At 65.7% G+C, this 21,467-nt stretch carries 23 protein-coding genes and 1 tRNA gene; 14 read left to right on the top strand and 10 right to left on the bottom strand.

Features of this window, described 5'->3' with window-relative positions; translation table 11 throughout:
- The first annotated feature begins 31 nt into the window (after positions 1–31).
- The gene (locus tag ACNA7R_RS01345) at positions 32–511 is read left to right on the top strand and encodes an RNA-binding protein (RefSeq protein ID WP_416281731.1); all 480 of its coding nucleotides are present in this window, start codon (positions 32–34) and stop codon (positions 509–511) included.
- A 275-nt stretch (positions 512–786) separates the two neighbouring features.
- On the opposite strand, the gene ACNA7R_RS01340 is transcribed toward ACNA7R_RS01345, so the two are convergent.
- From ACNA7R_RS01340 to ACNA7R_RS01325, 4 genes are all read right to left on the bottom strand, one after another.
- Positions 787–993 (bottom strand): type II toxin-antitoxin system HicA family toxin, encoded by a 207-nt coding sequence (locus tag ACNA7R_RS01340; RefSeq protein ID WP_416281730.1) that lies wholly within the window; start codon positions 991–993, stop codon positions 787–789.
- Entirely contained in the window at positions 948–1,193 is a 246-nt protein-coding gene (locus tag ACNA7R_RS01335) for a type II toxin-antitoxin system HicB family antitoxin (protein WP_416281729.1), read from the bottom strand. Before ACNA7R_RS01335 ends, ACNA7R_RS01340 begins: the two co-directional genes overlap by 46 nt.
- Positions 1,194–1,743: 550 nt before the next feature.
- Complete coding sequence (locus ACNA7R_RS01330) at positions 1,744–2,493, bottom strand: DUF1028 domain-containing protein (RefSeq protein WP_416281728.1); 750 nt, start codon at positions 2,491–2,493, stop codon at positions 1,744–1,746.
- Positions 2,494–2,545: 52 nt separating this feature from the next.
- The gene (locus tag ACNA7R_RS01325; protein WP_416281727.1) at positions 2,546–4,060 is read right to left on the bottom strand and encodes a S8 family peptidase; all 1,515 of its coding nucleotides are present in this window, start codon (positions 4,058–4,060) and stop codon (positions 2,546–2,548) included.
- Between the two features lie 169 nt (positions 4,061–4,229).
- Between ACNA7R_RS01325 and sepF the strand changes: the two genes are divergently transcribed.
- From sepF to ACNA7R_RS01295, 6 genes are all read left to right on the top strand, one after another.
- Positions 4,230–4,601, top strand: coding sequence for a cell division protein SepF (gene sepF / locus ACNA7R_RS01320; RefSeq protein ID WP_416281726.1), 372 nt, complete (start codon positions 4,230–4,232; stop codon positions 4,599–4,601).
- 148 nt (positions 4,602–4,749) lie between these two features.
- Positions 4,750–5,898 (top strand): citrate synthase, encoded by a 1,149-nt coding sequence (gene citZ / locus ACNA7R_RS01315; protein ID WP_416281725.1) that lies wholly within the window; start codon positions 4,750–4,752, stop codon positions 5,896–5,898.
- Positions 5,899–5,967: 69 nt separating this feature from the next.
- A complete protein-coding gene (locus tag ACNA7R_RS01310; RefSeq protein WP_416281724.1) occupies positions 5,968–6,405 on the top strand; it encodes a gamma-glutamylcyclotransferase family protein in 438 nt (145 codons plus the stop codon).
- A 245-nt stretch (positions 6,406–6,650) separates the two neighbouring features.
- The gene (gene ilvA / locus ACNA7R_RS01305) at positions 6,651–7,862 is read left to right on the top strand and encodes a threonine ammonia-lyase (RefSeq protein ID WP_416281723.1); all 1,212 of its coding nucleotides are present in this window, start codon (positions 6,651–6,653) and stop codon (positions 7,860–7,862) included.
- Between the two features lie 47 nt (positions 7,863–7,909).
- The gene (locus ACNA7R_RS01300) at positions 7,910–8,155 is read left to right on the top strand and encodes a hypothetical protein (protein ID WP_416281722.1); all 246 of its coding nucleotides are present in this window, start codon (positions 7,910–7,912) and stop codon (positions 8,153–8,155) included.
- A gap of 47 nt (positions 8,156–8,202) precedes the next feature.
- A tRNA-Ser gene (locus tag ACNA7R_RS01295) sits at positions 8,203–8,283 on the top strand.
- A 229-nt stretch (positions 8,284–8,512) separates the two neighbouring features.
- Here the strand turns inward: ACNA7R_RS01295 and ACNA7R_RS01290 are convergent.
- Positions 8,513–8,680: a hypothetical protein gene (locus ACNA7R_RS01290; protein WP_416281721.1), complete on the bottom strand. Its 168-nt coding sequence runs from the start codon at positions 8,678–8,680 to the stop codon at positions 8,513–8,515.
- A 114-nt stretch (positions 8,681–8,794) separates the two neighbouring features.
- Between ACNA7R_RS01290 and ACNA7R_RS01285 the strand changes: the two genes are divergently transcribed.
- The 5 genes from ACNA7R_RS01285 to ACNA7R_RS01265 all read left to right on the top strand — a co-directional run bounded on the left by ACNA7R_RS01285 (position 8,795) and on the right by ACNA7R_RS01265 (position 14,242).
- Positions 8,795–9,550 carry an SOS response-associated peptidase gene (locus ACNA7R_RS01285; protein ID WP_416281720.1) on the top strand — a complete coding sequence of 252 codons (756 nt, stop codon included), beginning with the start codon at positions 8,795–8,797 and terminating at the stop codon, positions 9,548–9,550.
- A gap of 201 nt (positions 9,551–9,751) precedes the next feature.
- Positions 9,752–11,413: a thermosome subunit beta gene (gene thsB / locus ACNA7R_RS01280; RefSeq protein WP_416281719.1), complete on the top strand. Its 1,662-nt coding sequence runs from the start codon at positions 9,752–9,754 to the stop codon at positions 11,411–11,413.
- Positions 11,414–11,555: 142 nt separating this feature from the next.
- Positions 11,556–12,047: a methyltransferase family protein gene (locus ACNA7R_RS01275; RefSeq protein ID WP_416281718.1), complete on the top strand. Its 492-nt coding sequence runs from the start codon at positions 11,556–11,558 to the stop codon at positions 12,045–12,047.
- A gap of 49 nt (positions 12,048–12,096) precedes the next feature.
- On the top strand, positions 12,097–12,237 hold the full coding sequence (locus tag ACNA7R_RS01270; RefSeq protein WP_005552975.1) for a hypothetical protein: 141 nt from the start codon (positions 12,097–12,099) through the stop codon (positions 12,235–12,237).
- Between the two features lie 76 nt (positions 12,238–12,313).
- On the top strand, positions 12,314–14,242 hold the full coding sequence (locus ACNA7R_RS01265; RefSeq protein WP_416281717.1) for an ABC transporter ATP-binding protein: 1,929 nt from the start codon (positions 12,314–12,316) through the stop codon (positions 14,240–14,242).
- Between the two features lie 11 nt (positions 14,243–14,253).
- Here ACNA7R_RS01265 and lrp read toward each other — a convergent pair whose 3' ends face one another.
- The 4 genes from lrp to ACNA7R_RS01245 all read right to left on the bottom strand — a co-directional run bounded on the left by lrp (position 14,254) and on the right by ACNA7R_RS01245 (position 18,302).
- Positions 14,254–14,715, bottom strand: coding sequence for an HTH-type transcriptional regulator Lrp (gene lrp, locus ACNA7R_RS01260; protein WP_416281716.1), 462 nt, complete (start codon positions 14,713–14,715; stop codon positions 14,254–14,256).
- Between the two features lie 245 nt (positions 14,716–14,960).
- Positions 14,961–15,710, bottom strand: coding sequence for a phosphatase PAP2 family protein (locus tag ACNA7R_RS01255; protein WP_416281715.1), 750 nt, complete (start codon positions 15,708–15,710; stop codon positions 14,961–14,963).
- A 61-nt stretch (positions 15,711–15,771) separates the two neighbouring features.
- Positions 15,772–17,076, bottom strand: a complete 1,305-nt coding sequence (locus ACNA7R_RS01250) for a YihY/virulence factor BrkB family protein (protein ID WP_416281714.1) — start codon at positions 17,074–17,076, stop codon at positions 15,772–15,774.
- A 110-nt stretch (positions 17,077–17,186) separates the two neighbouring features.
- A complete protein-coding gene (locus ACNA7R_RS01245) occupies positions 17,187–18,302 on the bottom strand; it encodes a tRNA (guanine(26)-N(2))-dimethyltransferase (protein WP_416281713.1) in 1,116 nt (371 codons plus the stop codon).
- A gap of 223 nt (positions 18,303–18,525) precedes the next feature.
- Between ACNA7R_RS01245 and ACNA7R_RS01240 the strand changes: the two genes are divergently transcribed.
- Both ACNA7R_RS01240 and ACNA7R_RS01235 read left to right on the top strand, forming a co-directional pair.
- Positions 18,526–18,972 (top strand): S-layer protein, encoded by a 447-nt coding sequence (locus tag ACNA7R_RS01240; protein WP_416281712.1) that lies wholly within the window; start codon positions 18,526–18,528, stop codon positions 18,970–18,972.
- Positions 18,973–19,152: 180 nt separating this feature from the next.
- The gene (locus ACNA7R_RS01235; RefSeq protein ID WP_416281711.1) at positions 19,153–19,509 is read left to right on the top strand and encodes a hypothetical protein; all 357 of its coding nucleotides are present in this window, start codon (positions 19,153–19,155) and stop codon (positions 19,507–19,509) included.
- Positions 19,510–19,543: 34 nt separating this feature from the next.
- Here ACNA7R_RS01235 and ACNA7R_RS01230 read toward each other — a convergent pair whose 3' ends face one another.
- On the bottom strand, positions 19,544–21,382 hold the full coding sequence (locus ACNA7R_RS01230) for a multicopper oxidase family protein (RefSeq protein WP_416281710.1): 1,839 nt from the start codon (positions 21,380–21,382) through the stop codon (positions 19,544–19,546).
- Between the last annotated feature and the right edge of the window lie 85 nt (positions 21,383–21,467).

Raw genomic sequence — 21,467 nt, 5'->3', positions numbered from 1 at the left:
TTTTATACTCCGACCGGTCCTCACCCCGGGTATGCAGGTCAAGTCTCGCCACCACCTCCGCAGCGACGCCATTTCCGAGATCGAGGAGATGCTATCGGCGCAACTGGGCGTCTCCCCGGAGGGAGATACCTACGAACGAGTGGAGTTCGAGGAGAACGACTGGAAGGTCGTCCTGATCGACGGCGAACCGCAGGTCGCGTTCTTCGACGACGAACCGTTTCTGACGGTTCGGGGCGCGAACGCGTACGATCCCGAGAAACACGTCGTCACCGTCGACAGCGGCGCGATCTCGTTCGTCAGCGACGGCGCCGACGTGATGCGTCCCGGAATCACCGAGGCGACCGACGACATCTCGCCCGACGACCTCGTGTTGATCGCCGAGGAGTCCCACGGGAAGGTGCTGGCCGTCGGCCGCGCCCGCGTCGAGGGCTCGGAGATGGTCGGCGACGAGGGGAAGGTCGTCGACTCGCTGCACCACGTCGGCGACGACCTCTACGAGTTCGCCGGATAGACGACGCAGTTGGATGTGTTTTTGCGGTCGTGTGATCGGTGTGTGAACTGTTGTAGCTGGTGCTATCGTTTCGCACCGCTTCGATCGGTGGTTTTCTCGAGAGTCTGCTGTCTTTTGGCGATCGAGAACGGTCGCGCTGGCTGTTCTGCGTGAGCGACGACACCGTAGTGCTCGTGACGGTTCCCGATCAGAACGAGCAGCGTGCCGACACCGGTCTCCTGAAGTGAATCGAACCGGCGATCCACCGCACGGGCTCGAGGGGTGGAGCAGAGCGGTTATCGGTTATCGTCGATCCACTGACACCAGGCGTGAAAATCGTTCGCGCCACACTGGGTAGCGATCGAGCGCATAGTCCCCGTTGGGATCTTGTCCTCGGAGTGCATCGGAACGGTAACGATTCGCACCTCGTCGGTTTCCGGATGCTCGTAGCGAAGTTTCAGGTGACTTCCTTCTCGTCCTGTGCGTCGGGATCGAGACCCCACTCCTCGAGATCTTCGTCAGTGACTGGCTCTCCGCCACCTTCGTGCAACTCGAGGGCTTCTGCGAGCATCGCCAGCGCTTCGGACTTGGAGTCGCCGAACGACGCGACTCCCGTTTCGAGATCCACGGCAGTGATCGTCCCATCGTCCTCGTGGACGAACTCGACCCCTTCGGAACGGTCGTTCCGCGTTGCGCTCGCCATATACGACCACGTAGGGGAAAGACAGTGATAAGCGTTCGTTCCAACCCGGAACAAGACTGATCTGGCCGTTGTACCACGTCCTTTCGAATAGGAGAGCGACGATTAGTAGAATCAATCTGAAGTTATATAAATTAGAATATAATTATATATTGAATTACTTTGCTGGTGGTAGGCTTCAGGAGTGATGCTGAATACAGAGGGATAGTGCAACACGAGGACCCCGTTTGTTTCATGCCGAAAAAGTGGACCAGCTGCGCGCTACATGTGCACACAAACTGCTCGCTTCGCTCGCCGTTTCTACTGGGCGAACAGCCGTCCGAGACGCGCGACAGCGCGTCTCTCTGCGGAACGACGATCGAAGCGCGAGCGTAGCGAGCGGTGAGTGAGTCGTCTGTACTGAGCGATCCCCACTTTCAGATATCGACCAAAATCACGGGTGACATTCGTGCTCTGTATTCTGTAGAGAACTCCCATCACCTATTGATTATTTCAAAATATCTAGTAGTATTTCGCCTATAGTGACCACTGCAATTGCAACGGATTGTCCTGATTACTCCACGGCTTCCTCGAGCGAATCCTCCTCGAAGGCGTCCGCGTACCGGTCCAGGGTATCCTCGTAGCCCTCGAGCGCCAGCTCGTACGTTTCTCGCAGATCATCGATCGGCGACTCCGTCGCGTCGACTCGCAGGTCGTTGTACGGCGGGGTGAACTCGTAGTCCTCGGTCGTCTCGACGACGACGGCCGCGCTCTGGATCGGCAGCTCTTCGCGTTTGTCCCCGCCCTCGCCGTGGCCTGCCTCGAGGGCGTCGATCAGCCGCTTTGCGAGGGGGTCGGCGCCGGCGCCGATCCCGCCGGTCTCGTCGGTCGTCTCGTGGACCGCGCTTTCGGCGTAGGCGTCGGCGGTCGCCTCGAGCACCGACTCTCCCGTGAGCATGTTCCCGGCGACCGTGTAGCGATCGCCCTCGAGGTCGCCGAACCAGCCCTCACAGCCCTCGCCCGAAAAGGCGAACGTCGAGTCGGCGTCGACGCCGTGAAGCTGCCGTTGGGGGGCGCCGTCGTCGGCCTCGAGCAGCGCCTCGAGGGCGTCGTCGACGGCCAGTCCCTCGTCGAGGTACCGGATCCCGTCCCGGCCGAGGTCGACGTTGACCAGACTCTGGGTCGCGACGGCGCCGTTCTCGCTGGCGAACGGACAGAGCGTCCCGACCCCCGGAAGACGCGTCGTGACCGCGACGCCGAAGCGGTCGTGGCGCTCCCCGTCGGGCGTCTCGTAGGCTTCGTGGACGCAGATGCTGAACGTCATACTCGAGGAGACAGTTCGATTCGGCAAAAAGCAGTGGTTTCCGGCAGGCTCGTCAGTAGTCGGCCGTCTCCGTCGTCTCCGCGCCCGACTCGTCGGCGACGGTTAGTCGAACGGCGTCGGGGTCGTCCCGGGACCGAAGTTCGTGTTCGCCCGATGCGCTCGAGCCGTCGACCGACGACGACTCGCTCTCGAGGACGGTCGAGCCGTCGAGCAGCTCCGTCGTGACTGACTCGAGGGCCCCGTCCTCGTCTGCGACTTCCCAGTCGACGTCGGCGTTCGACCACGGTCCGTTGCCGGACGTCTCGACCGAGAACGTCTCGATCGACGGGTCGGAGTCGACGGGATCCTCGTCGTCGTCATCGTCGTCATCGCCGTCGTCCTCGATATCGAGGGCGTCGGCGACGTTCAGTCTGCCCGCCCCCTGCTCGGTGCTCTCGAGGCCGACGTCGTCGGCTGCGGCCGTCAGCTCCGCGCGAACAGCGTCGGGATCGGTACCTGCCGCGATGAGCGTCGCGGCCGCACCGGCGACGTGGGGACAGGCCATCGAGGTACCCGAGAACTCCGCGTAGTCGTCCCGCGGGACCGTCGAGAGCACGTCGACGCCCGGCGCCGCGATGTCGACCTCCGGGCCGGTCGAGGAGAAGTCCGCGAGGTCGTCGTTCTCGTCGGTCGCGGAGACGGCGATGACCTCGTCGTAGGCGGCCGGGTAGCCGACGCAGTCGCTACAGGGACCGCTGTTGCCGGCGGCGGCGACCATCACGACGCCCCGCTGGTCGGCGTACTGCACCGCGTCGCGAATAACGTCGGAGTCGGTGTCGGACCCGAGACTCATGTTCTGGACGTCGTGACCCTGGTCGGCCGACCACTGGATGCCGGCGGCGATGTCGTCCAAGGTGCCGCCGCCGTCGCACTGCAGGGCCTTCACCGCGTGCAGCGTCGCGTCGGGCGCGACGCCGAGGACGCCGGTGCCGTCGTCGGCCGCCCCCGCAGTTCCCGCACAGTGGGTGCCGTGATCGTTGTCGTCGTCCCACTCCTCGAGACAGTCGTCGATGTCGTTGCCGCCGCCGAAGGGGCCGCCGCCACAGCTCGTCGTACAGGCGGCGTCGGCCGTCGCGTACCCCTCCCCGAGGTTGGCCTCGAGGGTCTCGTGGGCGGCGTCGATTCCGGTGTCGATGACCGCGACGCTGACGCCCTCGCCGGTCTCGCCCTCGTCGATCGCGAGGTCGGCGTCGACGGTTTCGATGCCGTAGGGGGTTTCCTGCTCGAGCGCCCACATCAGTTCGTTTCGCTCGACGTAGCGAACGTTCGGGTTATTCTGCAGGTTCTCGACGGCGTTCTCGGAGAACCGGCCGGCGACCGCCCGACCGATCGGCCCGAAGTCGAGTTCTCGCCGAACCTCGTCGGCGGCCTCGCGGGCCCGCTCGAGTCCCCCGTCGGGATCGACGCCGACCACGTACTCGTCGTCCCGGATGTCGGTCGCCGACGCCTGCCCGGCGAGGGCCGTCCCGGCGACACCTGCGCCGACGCCGCGAAGAATCGTCCGTCGTGAGAAATCTTCACTGGGCATGTGTGTTCAAATCACATGATGTTCGTACAGCCCATAGTATAAATAACCGATTAGTAAAATATATAATGTATGTGTGGAGAGAACGGAGACGAACAGTGTCCGGAGCGACGTCGGTCTCCCGCGTCGTCTGACGTAAGAACTATACTGGCGGCCACGCAGGATACCGTCAATGGGATTTATGGATAAGATCGTCGGCACCGGTGGACAGTCCACGACCGCCAGCACCGACGATTACGTCGAACTGGACCTCGACGACATTTCGACCGAGTCGGCCGAAGCACGGATGCAAGTTCGGATCGCCGAGATCAGCGGTCAGGCCGACGCCGTCGATATCAAGGACGCCGTCTACGACGGCGACGTCGTGTTCGCGGACATCACTCGACTGCGGACCAACGACAGCACCGTCGAGCACATCGTCGACGAGCTGCGACAGGTCGCCCAGGAGGTCGACGGCGACATCGTCCGCAAGGGCGACGACCAGATCATCGTCACCCCCGCCGGCGTCCGAATCAGCCGCTCGAAGCTCGGCCAGAACTCCTGATACCGGGATTCGACCGACCACCGGTCCACCGTCTGTCGACAGACGTCGATCCCTTGTTCGACGAGTGTAATCTCCCACGCGTTCGAGAACCCCGTTCAGGCGGCCTGCAAACGATAATACTTTTCCATTACTATACGAAAGCCCGAGTATGGTTGACGATCTCGAGAAAGGGCTGGAGGGAGTTCTGGTCGCAGAGTCTGCGCTCAGCTCGGTCGACGGCGACGCCGGACGCTTGATCTATCGCGGCTACTCGATCGAGGACCTCGCTCGCGGCGCGAGCTACGAGGAGGTCGTCTACCTCCTCTGGCACGGCGAGCTCCCGACCGAAGACGAGCTGGAGTCGTTTACCGCGTCGCTGACCGACGAACGGTCGGTCGACGCCGACGTTCTCGAGACGGTCGAGCAGCTCGCCGACGCCGACGAGCGGCCGATGGCGGCGCTGCGGACGGCGGTGTCGATGCTCTCGGCGTACGAGCCGGAAGCCGACGCGGACCCGCAGGATCTCGAGGCGGCGCGCCGACAGGGACGGCGGATCACCGCCAAGATCCCGACGGTCCTCGCGGCGTTCGAGCGCTACCGCCTCGGCGAGGAACCTGTCGATCCGGACCCCGAACTCGGCCTCGCGGCGAACTTCCTCTACATGCTGACCGGCGAGGAGCCCGACGAGCTGGCGGCGGAGACGTTCGACCAGGCGCTGACGCTGCACGCCGACCACGGACTGAACGCCTCGACGTTCACCTCGATGGTGATCGGCTCGACGATGGCCGACATCTACAGCGCGGTCACCGGCGGCATCGGCGCCCTCTCCGGACCGCTCCACGGCGGCGCCAATCAGGACGTCATGGAGGTCCTCATGGAGATCGACGAGAGCGACCTCGACCACCGCGAGTGGATCGAGCAGGCCATCGACGAGGGACGTCGCATTCCCGGCTACGGCCACCGCGTCTACAACGTCAAGGATCCGCGCGCGAAGATCCTCGAGGAACGGAGCGAGGAACTCGCCGAACAGGGCGAGAGCAAGTGGTACGACTACACGACGACGATCGAACAGTACCTGGTCGAGGAGCAGGGCCTCGCCGAGAAGGGGATCGCCCCGAACGTCGACTTCTACTCCGGGTCGGTCTACTACCAGCTCGGGATCCCGATCGATCTCTACACGCCCATCTTCGCGATGAGCCGCGCACCCGGCTGGATCGCCCACGTCGTCGAGTACCAGGAGGACAACCGCCTCATCCGCCCGCGCGCCCGGTACACGGGTCCCGAGGATCAGGAGTTCGTCCCCCTCGAGGATCGATAGGGCGCTCGAACGGACCGCCGGTAGCGGGAAACCGGCGCTACTTTTGCGGTGAGCGAGCGAGACGTTCTCATGGCGACGACACGCTCGAGCGAAACGGTGTTCGTCTACGGCACGCTGACCGATCCCGACCGGGTCGAGGCCGTCCTCCGGAGCGTCCCGAACGCGGCCTCCGAACTCGGCCCGGCGGCCGTCCTCGAGGGACTCCGCCGCGTCGAGGGGGAGTACCCGACGCTGGCGCCCGGCGACCGCACCGAGGGGCGACTCCTCTCGGTCGACGAACGCGGGCTCGAGGCCCTCGATCGGTACGAGGGCGTCGACCGCGGGCTGTACGAACGGATCGCGGTACCGCGCGAGGACTCCGACGCCGGCGATTGCTGGATCTACGTCGGCGACCCGGACCGGCTCGGCGTCGAAGAACGGGTCGACTGGCCCGACGGCTCCTCGCTCGAGGACCGGGTTCGAGCCGACGTTTCGAACCGGGATGTCGTGATCGCGGCGAGCGAATGACGGACGTCTGTCCCGCGTCTGACGGCCGGTAGACCGCGTCGCCGTCTTGCGGTTTCACTTCCGCTCCGGGTGCATGGGTTTTATGGTGTCTCCACCCCCGACTACACTCGCAGGTCACACGCCGTGCAATCCTGTATTCCCTGTCGTGTTGCCCACGGGGCAACACAACTATCGGGTTGAGGGGGTAGCCGATACACCGATTCCCGATAGTAAATCCTTACAGTACGTGCCCACTACTCGAGCGTATGCTTCAGTTATCGGATATTCTCGAGGCGGAGGATCGGGTCCGCGAGACTTCCAGGCGGACGCCGCTGCAGTACTCGTATACCTACTCGTCGATGACCGACGCCGAGGTCCACCTGAAACTCGAGAACAGCCAGCGGACGGGCGCGTTCAAGATTCGCGGAGCGACCAACCGGATCGCGACGCTGTCGCCCTCGGAGAAGGAAGCGGGCGTCGTCACCGCCAGCGCGGGCAACCACGCCCAGGGGGTCGCCCTCGCGGCGACCCGTTCGGGCGTCGACGCGAAGATCGTCATGCCCGAACACGCCCCGATCTCGAAGGTCAAGGCGACCCGCAACTACGGTGCCGAGGTCGTCCTGGAGGGGGCCGACTACAGCGAGGCCGCCGATCGGGCCCACGAGATCGAACGCGAGGAGAACCGGACCTACCTCCACGCGTTCGACGACGAGGACGTGATGGCCGGCCAGGGGACGATCGGCCTCGAGATCCTCGAGGACTGTCCCGACGTCGACACCGTCGTCGTCCCCATCGGCGGGGGCGGACTCATCAGCGGGATCGCGACAGCGGTCAAGGAGCGCAAGCCCGACGCCCGCGTGATCGGCGTCCAGGCAGAGGGGGCCTCGAGCGCCGCCCCGTCCCTACGGAAGGGCGAGCGCGTCACCATCGACGGAGTCGAGACGATCGCCGACGGGATCGCGACCCGCAGCCTCGGCGAGCGGACGTTCCCGATCGTCCGGGAGCACGTCGACGAGGTCGTCACCGTCTCCGATCCCGAGATCGCGGTCGCGACGATCTACCTGCTCGAGCGCTCGAAGACGGTCGTCGAGGGCGCCGGCGCGGTGCCCCTCGCCGCGTTGCTGTTCGATCGCTTCGAGTACGACGAGGGCGAGACGATCGTCCCGGTCCTCAGCGGGGGCAACATCGACCTCAACACGCTCAGCAACGTCATCGTCCGCGGGCTGGTCGAGACCGGGCGCTACCTCAAGATCCGGACGGTGCTGAAGGATCGGCCGGGCTCGCTCGAGGAGCTGCTTGCGATCCTCACTGCCCACCGGGCGAACATCTACGCGATCCACCACGATCGGACCTCGAGAGACGTCGAGATGAGCGACACCGAGGTCGAGATCGAACTCGAGATGCGGGGCACCGACCACGTCGAGCGGTTCCTCGCGGCGCTGCGCGAGGAGGGGTACGAGGTCGACGTCCTCGCCTAGAATCGAACGCCGTAAGGGCGGGGCGACGCGTTCTCGAGTGAGAAGCGATGACTGGTCCCTCGAACGACGACTTCTTCGGCCTCTCGCGGCGGGCGAAGTCCGCGCTGCTGTGGGGACTCGTCGGCGCGCTCTCCTTTCTGGTGCTCGTCCAGGGGTACGCCCTGTTCGTCGAACCGCTGGTGACGATCACCCAGGGCGCGCTCGTAGCCGTCCTCGTCGGTATCGGCGCGGGGCTCGGCAGCTATCTGCTCGAGCACCGAGTTGCTGCGTGGTCGACTCGCCGCGCGAAGTGACTCCGTCTCGTAACAGTTAAACGACGGACGCGGTTAGGATAACCCGAGCCAGGATGGCCGAACGGTAAGGCGCACGCCTGGAAAGCGTGTTCCCTTTGGGATTCTGGGTTCAAATCCCAGTCCTGGCGTTTCTTCGATTACAACTCCGATGAGCGACGGGAAGCGGCGCGAATCAACTAAAATCGAAGAAACGGCGACGAGTGGGATTTGAATCAGGCCGAGGTTCTGCGAGCAACGCGAGCAGGTTCTCGGACGTGGTTCAAATCCCAGTCCTGGCGTATTCTGTCGCGAGCACGCTCGCGAGCGACAAGCGACGCGGACGCCTTGAGTAACCCCCTCTCGAGCCTCCATCGAGCTCTACTGCTCGATTTCGACCGGGCTGTCGCAGGCAATCCAGCGGTCTGGATCGGCACACTCGCGGACCTCGAAGAACCCGTCCTCGCTGAACCGTGCTTCGTACTCCGAATCCTCGTTCGATTGCATATTCGCCTCGAGCACGAACGCCGTGATGAGTACGAGGGACATACCGAGTTCGAGCGTCTAGAAACCGACGCTTGGGCGACCGTTTCGCGGGGTGGAACGATCGACGATCGAGCCTCGAGCGGGGCGTATTTGCCCGTCCGACGCGTAATGGCTCGTATGTGCGGTCGCTACACGCTGTTCGTCGACCGAGAGGAACTCGAGGAGCGCTTCGACGCCCGCTTCCTCGAGTCGGCGGCCCCGTTCGAGCCGCGGTACAACGCGGCGCCGGGTCAGAAACTGCCGGTGATCACGGACGAGGCGCCCGAGGAGTTTCGACACCTCGAGTGGGGACTGATCCCCTCGTGGGCCGACGACGACAGCGGCGGACTCATCAACGCGCGCGCAGAGACGGTGGCCGAGAAGCCGAGCTTTCGGGCGGCCTACGAGTCCCGGCGCTGTCTCGTCCCGGCCGACGGCTTCTACGAGTGGGTCGAGACCGAGGGAGGTGAGCGAATCGGAGATTCGCGATCCTCGTCAGATCTCCGATCTGACGGTAGGAAACAGCCTTACCGGGTCGCCCTCGAGGACGACCGGCCGTTCGCGATGGCGGGGCTGTGGGAGCGCTGGGAACCCGAGACGACCCAGTCCGGACTGGACGCGTTCGGCGGTGGGCTCGAGGACGAGGCCGACGAGGGGCCCCTCGAGACGTTTACGATCATCACTACCGAGCCAAACGACCTGGTCGCGGAGCTCCACCACCGGATGGCGGTCATCCTCGAGCCCGGTCGGGAACGGGAGTGGCTGACCGCGGACGACCCGCGGGGGTGCCTGGAGCCGTACCCGAGCGACGACCTGCGAGCCTATCCGGTGTCGACGGCCGTCAACGATCCCAGTACGGACGAGCCGTCGCTGGTCGAACCGATCGAGCCGTGAGTACCGGCGCGAAGCTACTTAAATGTGGTCGAGAGATCGGACCGTCTCGGGATCGGTAGCTATGATATTCGGTCTCACGATCGGGCGATACCGGTCCGCAGTACGGTGGTTTCAGCCGTCGCTCGGCGAACAGCTTGATGTCGCGGCGACGATCGATAGCGGTGGGCTTATGTAGAAGGACAATCAATGAATCAGCTGACTATGAGCCAGCGAATGCAGCAGGGACAGCCGATGATCGTGATGAGCGAGGACTCCCAGCGCGTCAAGGATCAGGACGCGCAGGACTACAACATTCGCGCCGCTCGAGCGGTCGCCGAGGCCGTTCGCTCGACGCTCGGCCCGAAAGGGATGGACAAGATGCTCGTCGACTCGATGGGATCGGTAACGATCACCAACGACGGCGTCACCATCCTCCAGGAGATGGACATCGACAACCCGACGGCCGAGATGATCATCGAGGTCGCCGAGACACAGGAGGACGAAGCCGGCGACGGTACTACTACTGCGGTCGCGATCGCGGGTGAACTCCTCAAGAACGCCGAGGACCTCCTCGAGCAGGACATCCACCCGACGGCGATCATCAAGGGCTTCCACCTCGCGAGCGAGCAGGCCCGCGAGGAGATCGACGACATCGCCACAGACGTCGACACCAGCGACGAAGAACTCCTGCGTTCGGTCGCCGAAACCTCGATGACCGGCAAGGGCACCGAGGTCAACAAGGAGCACCTCGCCGAGCTCATCATCGACGCGATCAGCCAGGTCACCGTCGAGAACGAGGCGGGCGAGAACGTCGTCGACCTCGAGTTCCTCAACATCGAGACCCAGACCGGCCGCAGCGCCGGCGAGTCCGACCTGCTGGAGGGCGGCATCGTGGACAAGGACCCCGTCCACGACAACATGCCGACCGAGGCGACCGACGCCGACATCCTGCTGCTGAACACGCCGATCGAGGTCGACGAAGCCGACGTCGACACCGAGGTCTCCGTCACCGATCCCGACCAGCTCCAGAAGTTCCTCGACCGCGAGGAGAAACAGCTCAAGGAGAAGGTCGACCAGATCGCCGACCTCGGCGCCGACGTCGTCTTCTGCCAGAAGGGCATCGACGACCTCGCCCAGCACTACCTCGCCAAGGAGGGCATCCTCGCGGTCCGGCGCGCCAAGAAGTCCGACCTCGAGTTCCTCAAGGAAGTCGTCGGCGCGAACATCGTCTCCGATCTGGCGAACGCGACGACCGACGATCTCGGCTACGGCGACGTCACCCGCGACGACGAGGACGAGCTGTTCTACGTCGAGGGCGAGGACGCCCACGGCGTCACGCTCCTGCTGCGCGGCTCGACCGACCACGTCGTCGACGAGCTCGAGCGCGGCGTCAACGACGCGCTCGACGTCGTCGCCCAGACCGTCTCCGACGGCCGCGTGCTGGCCGGCGGCGGCGCCATCGAGGTCGAACTCGCCTCGCGGCTCCGTGACTACGCCGACAGCGTCTCCGGACGCGAACAGCTCGCAGTCGAAGCGTTCGCCGACTCGCTCGAGCTCGTTCCGCGCGTGCTCGCCGGAAACGCCGGTCTCGACTCCATCGATACGCTCGTCGATCTGCGTGCGGCCCACGACGACGGCGACATGACGGCCGGCCTGAACGTCCTCTCGGGCGACGTCGAGGACACCTTCGAGTCCGGCGTCGTCGAGCCGGCCCACGCCAAGGAGCAGGCCGTGACCTCCGCTGCCGAGGCCGCGAACCTCGTGCTCAAGATCGACGACATCATCTCCGCCGGCGACCTCTCGACGGACAAGGGCGGCGACGAGGAAGGCGCGCCCGGCGGCGGCGGCATGGGCGGTATGGGTGGCATGGGCGGCGCGATGTGAAGTAGGTCTCCGACCTCCGCCACTCTCCGAACCGAAACGCCTGCACCGTCGACTAACCAATCGTGATTTCGTGTTTTTTGCGCCAGTAGTCTCGAGCCGTAGCCGTGCCAAACGCTTTGCACGGTCGCGTCGCAGTCGATGCATGGCGTCACCGTTCGTCTTGCTGAAGACCGCCATCTTCTCGGCGCTCGTTCCGGGAACCGTCGCCGGACTCGTCCCGTGGGTACTGGCCCGGCGCGATCAGCTCAGGCTTCCGGTTCCGGTAGGTGTCGCTCGAGCCGCGGGCTTCGGATCGATCCTCGCCGGAATCGGGTTGTACGCCCACACCGCGTGGCGGTTCTCGGACGAGGGGGGTGGGACGCCGTCGCCGTCCGACGAACCCCCGGAGCTGGTAACCGGCGGGGCCTACGGCTACGTCCGGAACCCGATGTACGTCGCCGTGTTGCTGTGTCTTCTCGGCCAGGCGCTGCTGTACCGATCGGTGCTGGTCGCCTGGTGGACCGCGGGCTGCTGGCTCGGCTTCCACAACCGCGTGCTCGAGTACGAGGAACCCCACCTGGCGGCGAAACACGGCGACGCCTACGAGGTGTATCGAAATCGAGTGCCGCGGTGGATTCCTCGAGGACGCTCGTAGCGAAGTCGGCAGGCCCGTGAACTATTGTGCTCGGGGGCGTCGTTCGACTATGGCATATCAAACGACCATCGGCTGGTCGCTGTTCTCCTCGGGTATCGTCACGCTCATCCTCAAGGTCATGCCCGGCGATTCGCTCTGGTGGGGGCTGTTGTTGCTCGCGCTCGGAGCCGTTATCCTCTACATCCGCTGACGATCGGACGCGAGTGACGCGTCACCGCGACCGGAACCGGTGAACGTTTACGATCCGAAACAGTATCGGGCCGCCAGTGAGTACCCACGACGACGAGACGCCGTTCGACGCCTACCGCGAGGCGGTCGACCGCCCGCTCTCGCGGCTCTTTCGCGAGTACGCCCCCGGCCGTCTCGGCTGGTTCTCGGCGGGGATGCTCGCCAACTTCGTCGCGCGGATGGCGAGTCTCGTGCCGCCGCTGATCCTCGGGGTCGCCATCGACGCGGTCTTCCTCGACGAGGGACCGTTCGAACTGCCGATCGTCCCCGACGCCTGGCTGCCGACCGAGAGCGCCGAGCAGTTCCAGTTCACGGTCGTCGCCATCGCCGGCTCGTTTCTCGTCGTCGCCGTCTTCACCTGGATCTACGGCGTCACCGCCAACCTGTTCGCCCACGACGTGATGCACGCCGTCCGGGTCGACAGCTTCGAGAAGATGCAGCGACTGGACACGGCGTTCTTCGACGAGAAACAGACCGGCGAGGTCATGGCCGTCCTGAACAACGACACGCAGAACCTCGAGCGGTTCCTGGACGACGCGTTGATGAACTCGGCGCGGCTGCTGGTGATGGTCGGCGGCATCGCCGGTGTCCTGTTCTACCTGAACTGGCAGCTGGCGTTCGTCACCCTGTTTGCCGTGCCCGCGATGGTCGCCTTTACGATCTGGTTCATGCGGGCCGCCGAACCCCGCTACGTCAGCCAGCGCTCGGCCGTCGGCCGGCTGAACACCCGCCTCGAGAACGCGATTTCGGGGATGGGGCTGACGAAGGCGACCTCGAGCGAGGCCCACGAGGTCGATCGGGTGCGTCGATCCTCGCGGAACTTCTTCGATCGCACGATGGCCGTGTTGAAACTGAGCTACGTCTACCGGCCGGGGATGGAGCTGCTCGCGGGGATCGCCTTCGCCGGGACCTTCCTCGTCGGCGGGCTCTGGCTCACGACCGGGACCGCACCCGGTCCGCTGACCGGGACGCTCTCGGTCGGTGACTTCGTCGTCTTCCTCTTTTTGACCCAGCGGATCGTCGACCCGCTCGCGGAGGTGTCGAACATCGTCGACCAGTACGAGAACGCCAAGGCCTCGAGCGAGCGCGTGTTCGGGCTGATGGACATCCCGGTCCACGTCGCCGACCCCGACGATCCCGTCGCCCTCGAGCCCGTCGAGGGCCGGGTCGCCTACGACGACGTCTCCTTTAGCTACGCCGACACCGAGCACGCCGACGCCGACGGGGATTCGAAGGCGGCGTTCGAGGAACCCGTCCTCGAGGACGTCTCCTTCGAGGCCGAACCGGGCGAGACCGTGGCGTTCGTCGGGCCGACCGGGGCCGGAAAGTCGACGCTGCTGAAGCTCCTGCTCCGGCTCTACGACGTCCAGGAGGGGGCGGTGCGGATCGACGGCCACGACGTTCGCGACGTCGCGATGGCGGATCTCCGATCCGCGGTCGGCTACGTCAGTCAGGACACGTTCCTCTTCGACGGGACGATCGCCGAGAACGTTCGGTACGGCCACTTCGAGGCGTCCGACGACGCGGTTCGGGACGCTGCCAGGGCGGCGCAGGCCCACGAGTTCGTCAGCGAGCTCCCGGAGGGGTACGATACCCGCGTCGGCGAGCGCGGCATCAAGCTCTCGGGCGGCCAGCGCCAGCGGATCGCGCTCGCCCGGGCCGTTCTCGCGGATCCGGCGGTACTCATCTTAGACGAGGCGACCAGCGCCGTCGACACGAAGACCGAACTCGAGATCCAGCGATCGATCGACCGACTGAGCGAGGATCGGACGACGCTGGCGATCGCACACCGACTGTCGACGATCAAGGACGCGGACCTGATCCTCGTCCTCGAGGACGGGCGGGTCGTCGAACGGGGAACCCACGAGAGACTGCTCGAGCGGGACGGCACGTACGCGCGGCTGTGGGCGGCGCAGGCGGGCGACCGCGAGCGAGCGGCCGAGGCGCTGCTCGAGACCGACGACTGAAAACGAGTTCGTCAGGCGTCGTCGACGTCGAGTTCGAACTGCTCGTTCTCGGAGACGGCGTTGAGGACGACGCTCGTGTTCGACGCCTTGATGTCGGGATCGGTCAGGAGCTGTTTGATCTGCTCGTTCATCCCGTCGGTATCCTTGAACTTGCCGATGGCGATGACGTCGTAGTCGCCGGTGACCTCGTAGACGCTGGTCATCTGACGGTGTTCCCGGAGCGTGTCCGTGATGTCGGGGAGGGCGTTCCCCTCGACCTGCAGCTGGATGACGGCGGTGACGTCGTAGCCGACCGCATCGTAGTTGACTCGCGGCGTGTACCCCTCGATGACGCCCTCCTCCTCGAGATCCGAGAGATGGTTCGAGACCGTCGTCACCGAGACGTCGAGCTCCTCCGCGAGGCTCCGGAGGCTCGCCCGCCCGTCGCCCAGCAGGGCGTTTACTAGCTTTGCGTCGAGATTTTCGTACGTCATCACGTACCCCCTCACACCCCACGTTTTAGAAGTTTACGAACATCCAATTACGGGCCGGAGAGGGACGATTTGATCGAAGCAGTGGGAATTAGTATTGGGGTTGGCCGAGAGCCGCGACGAGAAAGCTAACAAGCGAAAACATCCCGCGCTCCGCGACTCCGAACGCGTCGCGCGAGGGAACCCGAGTAGGGGTCGCTCGAACGGTAAAGCGGCGTTTCCGTCCGACGAAGTCCGGAGGTGCGGCGTTAGCTCGTCGACCCTCGGAACGTTGCGGCCGACGGCCGCCTCGCGGCGAACGCGGGTAGCCCGACGACGACCGTGCCGCCGATCAGGCCGACGATAAGCCAGACAAAGTGGCTGTCGACGACGAGCAGCGTCGCCGCGATACCGGCGAGTAGTCCCGAGCCGAGTGCGGCCGGGAGCACCCCTCGAGGCGTCCGGTTCAGGGGTTCCCGCGGCGGGGTCGCGTACCGCCAGGCCAGCAAGCCGCCGATCGAACCGCCGAGCAGGGCCGCAGTATCGGCCCGGCCGTCGGTCACAAGCGCCAGCGACGCCAGGGCGACGCTGGTCGCGAAGACGGCCGTCGTGGCCGCCCGACGGCCTCGAGCCCGCGTTCGATTCCGGATCGCCAGCATCGTCCAGACGACCACGGCGGCCATCGCGTGACCGCTCGGAAAGCTCGAGGTGCTGATCTCGACGGCGGGAGCGTAGACGACGGCGACGAGGACGGGAAGCGACTCGACCGGGACGGCGGGATCGACGCCGGGACGGGGCGTCTCGAAGAACCCCTTGAGCCCGATCATGACGGCGTAACAGCCCAGCACGATCCCGATCCAGGAAGCGAACCGACGGGGATCGAGATACCAGAACGCGAGGACGACCGCCGGTGCGACGAACCAGACGCTGCCGAGGTGGGAGAGAAAGGCGACGAGAAACGCCAGCCACTCCGGGAACGCGTCCCTGACGGCTTCGACCCGCGCCGACTCGAACCACATCGGGGGCACCTACGGCGAGTGCGAGGATATAGTCAACGGTCCGTCCGATCCGGCTCGGTCCTCAGGACCGCCGTTCTCCGATGGCGTTCCTGATGCGGCCGGGGACGCCGAGGACGGTGAGTCCGGCGCCGAGCAACACCATCAGGACGTACAGTCCGAGCGTCGAGGTCCAGACGACCAGCATCGCCAGGATCGCCCAGCCGCCGGCGAGGAAGTAAAACGCCGCGATCGACATCGCGGTCCCGTACAGCAAGACCAGGTAAGGGCCCCAGCCGTGGGCGTGGCCGCGTCGCACTCGACGGCGGACGTACCGCTTGAGTTCGGTCTGGAGCGACTCCTTCTCGACGGTGCGTCGCTCGACCGACGTCTCGAACTCGTCGACCCGGTCGCGGAGCCGTTCGATCTCCTCGCGGAGCGCGTCGGCGTCGTCGGCCCGATCCCGAGTCCGGGCGCTCGAGTACGTCCTCGTACGATCCGCGTCCGAGTCCGGACGATCTCGCGTGGTCCCCTCGTCGGCACCCGTGGCGTCGTCAGTCATCGCTTCTGTCGAAAACTGTCGAGGGCGGGGACTTTGTAGCTGCCGATCCACTTCCCGATCCGCGAGCACCGCGTTGAGGGTCGCCCCGAAGACGAGGATGGTTGCCCCGGCGTACAGCCAGACGAGAACGAGAAAGACGGCGCCGAGCGCGCCGTAGACCGCGTACTGACCGGCGAGGCCGGCGTACAGGGAGAAGACGCGACTGAGGGCGAACCACCCCACCGCCGCGAACAGCGTTCCGGGAAGCGCCTCGCGAACGTCGACGTCCGCGTCGGGAAAGATCACGTACAGCGGCAGGAAGGCGGCGATAAGCCCCAGCAGGACGAACAGCGGTCCGAGAACGAGCTGCCCGGTAAACGGGACGAATCGAACCGCCACCTCGATACCGGTGACGATCGAGAGCCCGATCGCGATCGCGGCGGCGACGATCGTCGCGTCCCAGAGCGTATCGACCAGCGACTTCGAGGCCACGGTGCCGTACACCGACGAGAACGCGCGATCGAGGCCCCGAAACACGCGGCTCGAGCCCCAGAGCAGGCCGAGCGCGCCGACGACGGTCGCCCCCTGTTGGCCAGTCTCGTCGACGATGGTTTCGGCGAGAAGCGTCTGAGCCGACGGCGTCAGCACGTCGTCGGTCGTGTCGGTTACCTGTGTCGCGAGCGCCTCGCCGCCGACCGAGGCCGCAAGCGCCAGCGAGAGCAGCGCAAGCGGTGCGAGCGAGAGAAACGCGTAGAAGGCGACGCCGGCCGCCAGAAGCGTCAGCTGCTGCCGGCGGGCCAGTCTGACGAGCCGTGTTCCGAGCTCGAGCGCGCGGCTGGAATCGAGCACGGGAGGACGTTCGGGCCGGAAACAAATATGCGATCGTGTAGCACTGGCCTGCAGCGCCCGTCGAAACGGGAGTCCCGCTCGGCTCGAGTGGTGGGCCGAGACGGGATCGGCTACTCGAGCGAGTCCGCGGTCGCCGCCCGAATCTCGCCGACCGAGGCGTCGGTCTTGAACGTCGTTCCGCCGTAGTGGGCTCTCGAGGCGTCGTAGCCGGCCTCGCGTAGGTCGGCGAGGAAGTCGTCCATTGCGTTGGCGGGGAGCCCCCAGTTGCGACAGAGCTTGTGCTGGTCGTAGTGGGTCGGCTCGTCGAGTTCCGCCTCGAGCGTCTCGCACAGTTCGCGGACCTTTCCGGCGGTGCCGAACGACTCGGGAACCCGCTCGCGAACGTCGGCGACGAACGTCCGGTCGCGGATCGCCCCGAGCCAAACGGGGCCGGCAACGAGGATCCGGGTGCCGTCGCAGTGCGGGCAGCGCTCGAGCGGGTCGGCGATCAGACCCGGGCTCGCCTCGCGGTAGAGACAGTCCTCGCAGTGAGAGAGGTAGCCCAGCTCCTCGAGGGCGGCGTCGGCCGCGGTGGGTTTGTGCTCGAGTTCGAGGTAGGTTCGGACGTAGTGGCTCGTCGCGTGGGTCAGGATCGGTTCGACGCCGACGTCGAAGCGGGCCCCGCTTCGCGCGAGCGCCGACAGCAGAATTCGGACGCCCATCTCGGCGTGGTAGTCGGTGTTCCGTGGCACCGCGGAGTAGGAGCGGACGCCGCTGTTGAAGTGGGCGCCACAGAGCGGCGCCGTGTCGGTCGCGGTCACGCAGACCAGATCCCGGCAGTTCGCGAACGCGGCGTCGGCGAACGGCATCGGCGTCCCGTAGGGGTCGAGGTCGATCACGTCGAAGACGTCCTCGTGCATGAGCGCGTTGACGTCGCGGTTGCGAACAGTGGCCTCACAGTCGTTTCGCTCGAGGTTCCCGCGGGCGAGCGAGACTGCCTCCTCGTCGACGTCACAGCACGTGACGTCCCAGCCGTCGGCGGCCGCCCGCACTCCCCTGACCCCGCTCGCGGTCATCGCGTCGAGATAGGACTTGGCGCGCGGTTCGCGCTCCCGGTAGGCCCGCAGCGTCGCGATCGTCAGATCCCGATTCAGCTCCTGTCGCGGGTTGTAAAACACCGACTCCTCGATCCCTTCGGTTTGTTCGCCTGGGACCTCGAGTTCGATCCCGCCCTCGGTGACGCGCATACCGCCCCTCGTCGGCGGAGGTCGAAAAAGCGCGTGATCTTCCGTTCGGTCCGTCTACGGATTGCTGTACCGATTTACCGGCGCAACCGCGACCCGTGCGGCGGTTGCGCCGGTACTGACTTACAGTAAACCGTAGTCGGCTCTCGCGGGAGTGGTGGATGGTATCGACACCCAATAAGTAGGAGATCTGAAAATTTATCACGGGGACCGAGCGTGATACCGTATGGAACGACAACGGCTCTCCCGCCGGCAGTTCGCGACGACCGCCGCGGCCCTGACCGCGGTCGGGCTCGCCGGCTGTTCGGACGACGATGACGACGGCGAGAACGGCGACGACGAGATGTTCGAGACGGACGACCCCGGTGCTCTCACGCTCTTTTTCGAGACGGAAGACGGTGAGCCGGTTTCGACCGGGTTCAGCGTCCTGATCGAACACGAGGAGGAGGCCTACAGCTCCAACTACGCCGAGGGGATCGAGGACGGCGAACTCTCCGACATCAATCTTATTCACGAGGGCGAGTACACGATCACCGTCGAAAGCGAGGACGGGGAGTTCGACGACGTCGAGGAGACCGTCACGCTCGAGGAAGACGAAGACGAGGAGGAGACGCTCGTCCTCGAGGGCGCGACGCCCGACTCCGAACTCGAGGACGAGGAGGACGACGAGTAGCACGTCCGTCCCGCGCGTCGACGCTCCTGCTCGAGTTCGTTCGGACGCCGAGCGACGCTTCAGTCGGCGGGACCGCGCGGTCTCTCGTCGACGGCCGGCCGACACCGATCGATGCTCGAGCCGGTCGGTTCCCCGACGGACAACCAAACCGATTTGACGGTCCGTTCCCGAGTCTCGAGCGTGTCGGAAGCGAACCCCGTCGAGCGCTGGCAGGCCCGGCTCGAGGAGACCGGCGAGCTCACGCCGGAGATCGTCGACCGGATCTCGACGCTCCACGGCGATCGCGGGGTTCGCGCCATCGAGGCGGTCGGCGAACACCGCGTGAAGTCCTACCGGGATTTCACGATCGTCGTCGGCTACGAGGACGAGTACATCGTCGAGGATGGCGGCTGTACCTGCAAGGACAGCGAGTACAATCTCGACGACGACGATCCGACGGAGCTGTGCTGGCACGCCCTCGCGGTGGCGATCGCCCGCCGGGTCGGTCACGTCGACTACCACGACATGTGGTACTCGGACGTCCGCGAGCTGCTCTGAGCACCGGAAACGGCTCGCGGCGCTCGAAGGACCGCTACCCGTCGTCGGGCTCGTCCTCCCCGTTCGGGAGCACCCTGAAGGGGCGCATCATGTCGTAGTCCTCGTGTTCGATCATGTGGCAGTGCCACATGTATTCGCCCGTCTGATCGTTGAACAGCCCCTCGTACTCCCCGAAGTGGACGATCACGTGGACTACCTCGGCGGGATCGACCGAGATCACGTCGTTCCAGCCCAGCTCGTACGGTCGAGGTTCCTCGAGCGCCTTCGGATCGAGACCGTCCTCGGATGGCTCGTAGTCGGCCAGGGGCTGTCGACCGAGCAGCTGGAAGTGAACGAGATGGAGGTGGATCGGGTGGGACATCGAGGTGTGGTTGGCGATGCTCCAGATCTCCGTGTCGCCGAGTTCGGGCTCCTCGGTAACGGGATCGTCCAGGTTGTGCCCCGACGGCTGGTCCTCGCTTCCGAGGAGGTGAACCATGCGTCCGTACTCGTCGGTGTCCCCGGCGAGCGTGAGATGACGGTGTCGGTCCGCCGCCTCGACGGGGATCTCCGGAACCTCGGTCAGGTCGTCCGGGATCTCCCCGAGGTCCCTGGCGTCGTCGGCCTCGGAGTCAGCCACGTCGACGACCGCGAGCTCCGGAAGCGGCTTCGTCTCCTCGCTTTTCTCGAGCGTCCCGCGGTACAGCGACGGTGCGTCGTTGTGGAGCAACAGCGTCTCCCCGGCGTACTCCGAGAAGTCGACGACGACGTCGGCGCGCTGCCCCGACCCGATCTCGAGACGGCCCTCGACCGGGACCGGTTCCGAGAGGAGCCCGCCGTCGTTCCCGATCTGGAGGAACTGCGGACCGTCGTCCCCGACCTCGCCCGACGCCTCGTCGTACTCCCGCAGCGCGAGGTCGTAGTACCGGCTGTTGGAGCCGTTGAGCAGCCGGAGCCGGTACTTCCTGGGCTCGACCGAGAGGCGAGGCCAGGCCTTCCCGTTGACCACCGGTACGTCACCGTAGAACTCCGGAACGATGCTCGGCTCGGGGTGTGAGTCGTCGCCGCCCCGGTCCTCGGAGACGGCCGACGGGTAGAACAGCGAGCCGTCCCCCTCGAGGCTCCGATCCTGGAGGACGAGCGGGATCTCGTACTCGCCGTCGGGCAATCCGAGCTCGCGCTCGCGGTCGTTTCGAAGCAGGTAGAAGCCGGCGAGACCCGCGTAGACGTTCAACCGCGTGATGCCGACCGCGTGATCGTGGTACCACAGGGTCGCCGGGGGTTGGTCGTTCGCGTAGTAGTAATCCTTCTTCTCGAAGGCGGGGCCGGTCTCCTCGAAGTCGCGGGTGAACCAGCCTCTGGCCTTGCCGTCGCTCGCGGATTCGATGTTGCCGCCGTGGAGGTGGGTCACGGTCCGGACGCCGGGGATGTCGTACGGAATCATCTCGCCGTGGACCGTCGTGTCTACGGGGAGGAGGTGGTCGTCGGGCAGGTCGTTTTGCCACCGCACGTAGATCGGTTCGCCCTGTTCGGCTTCGATCGTCGGGCCCGGGAACTGCCCGTCGTACCCCCAGACGGTCGTCGGCGGCAGGTCGCTGTGGAGCTGCTGTTCGACCTCGCGCATCTCGATCTCGTAGTAGGGCTGGCCGTCTTTCGTTCCGTCGGGCTCCACGACGCCCGGCCGTGGAACCTCGTCGACCCACTTCTCGAGATCGGGCGACGAGTGGGCCGCGACGGTCGTCGCCTCGGTCGGTTCCGTCGGATCCGGTTCGGTCTCCGACGGCGTCCCGTCCGTCGAACAACCCGCGAACGCCGAGAGTCCCGTCGCACCTGTTGCCAGGAGCACCGTTCGACGCGAGAGATCCGTTTCGATGACCGGAGGTCGTTGCCTCATACTCGTCCATAAGAAACCCCCGCAAATACCGGGTGGAGACGGTTCCTATCCGGTGGGAGGCGAACGATCCATTCCTCAACGTAGT

The organism is Natronococcus sp. (assembly GCF_047921035.1).
In the GTDB taxonomy this organism is placed as follows: Archaea; Halobacteriota; Halobacteria; order Halobacteriales; family Natrialbaceae; genus Natronococcus.
This window is presented reverse-complemented; position numbering and strand designations above follow the sequence as displayed.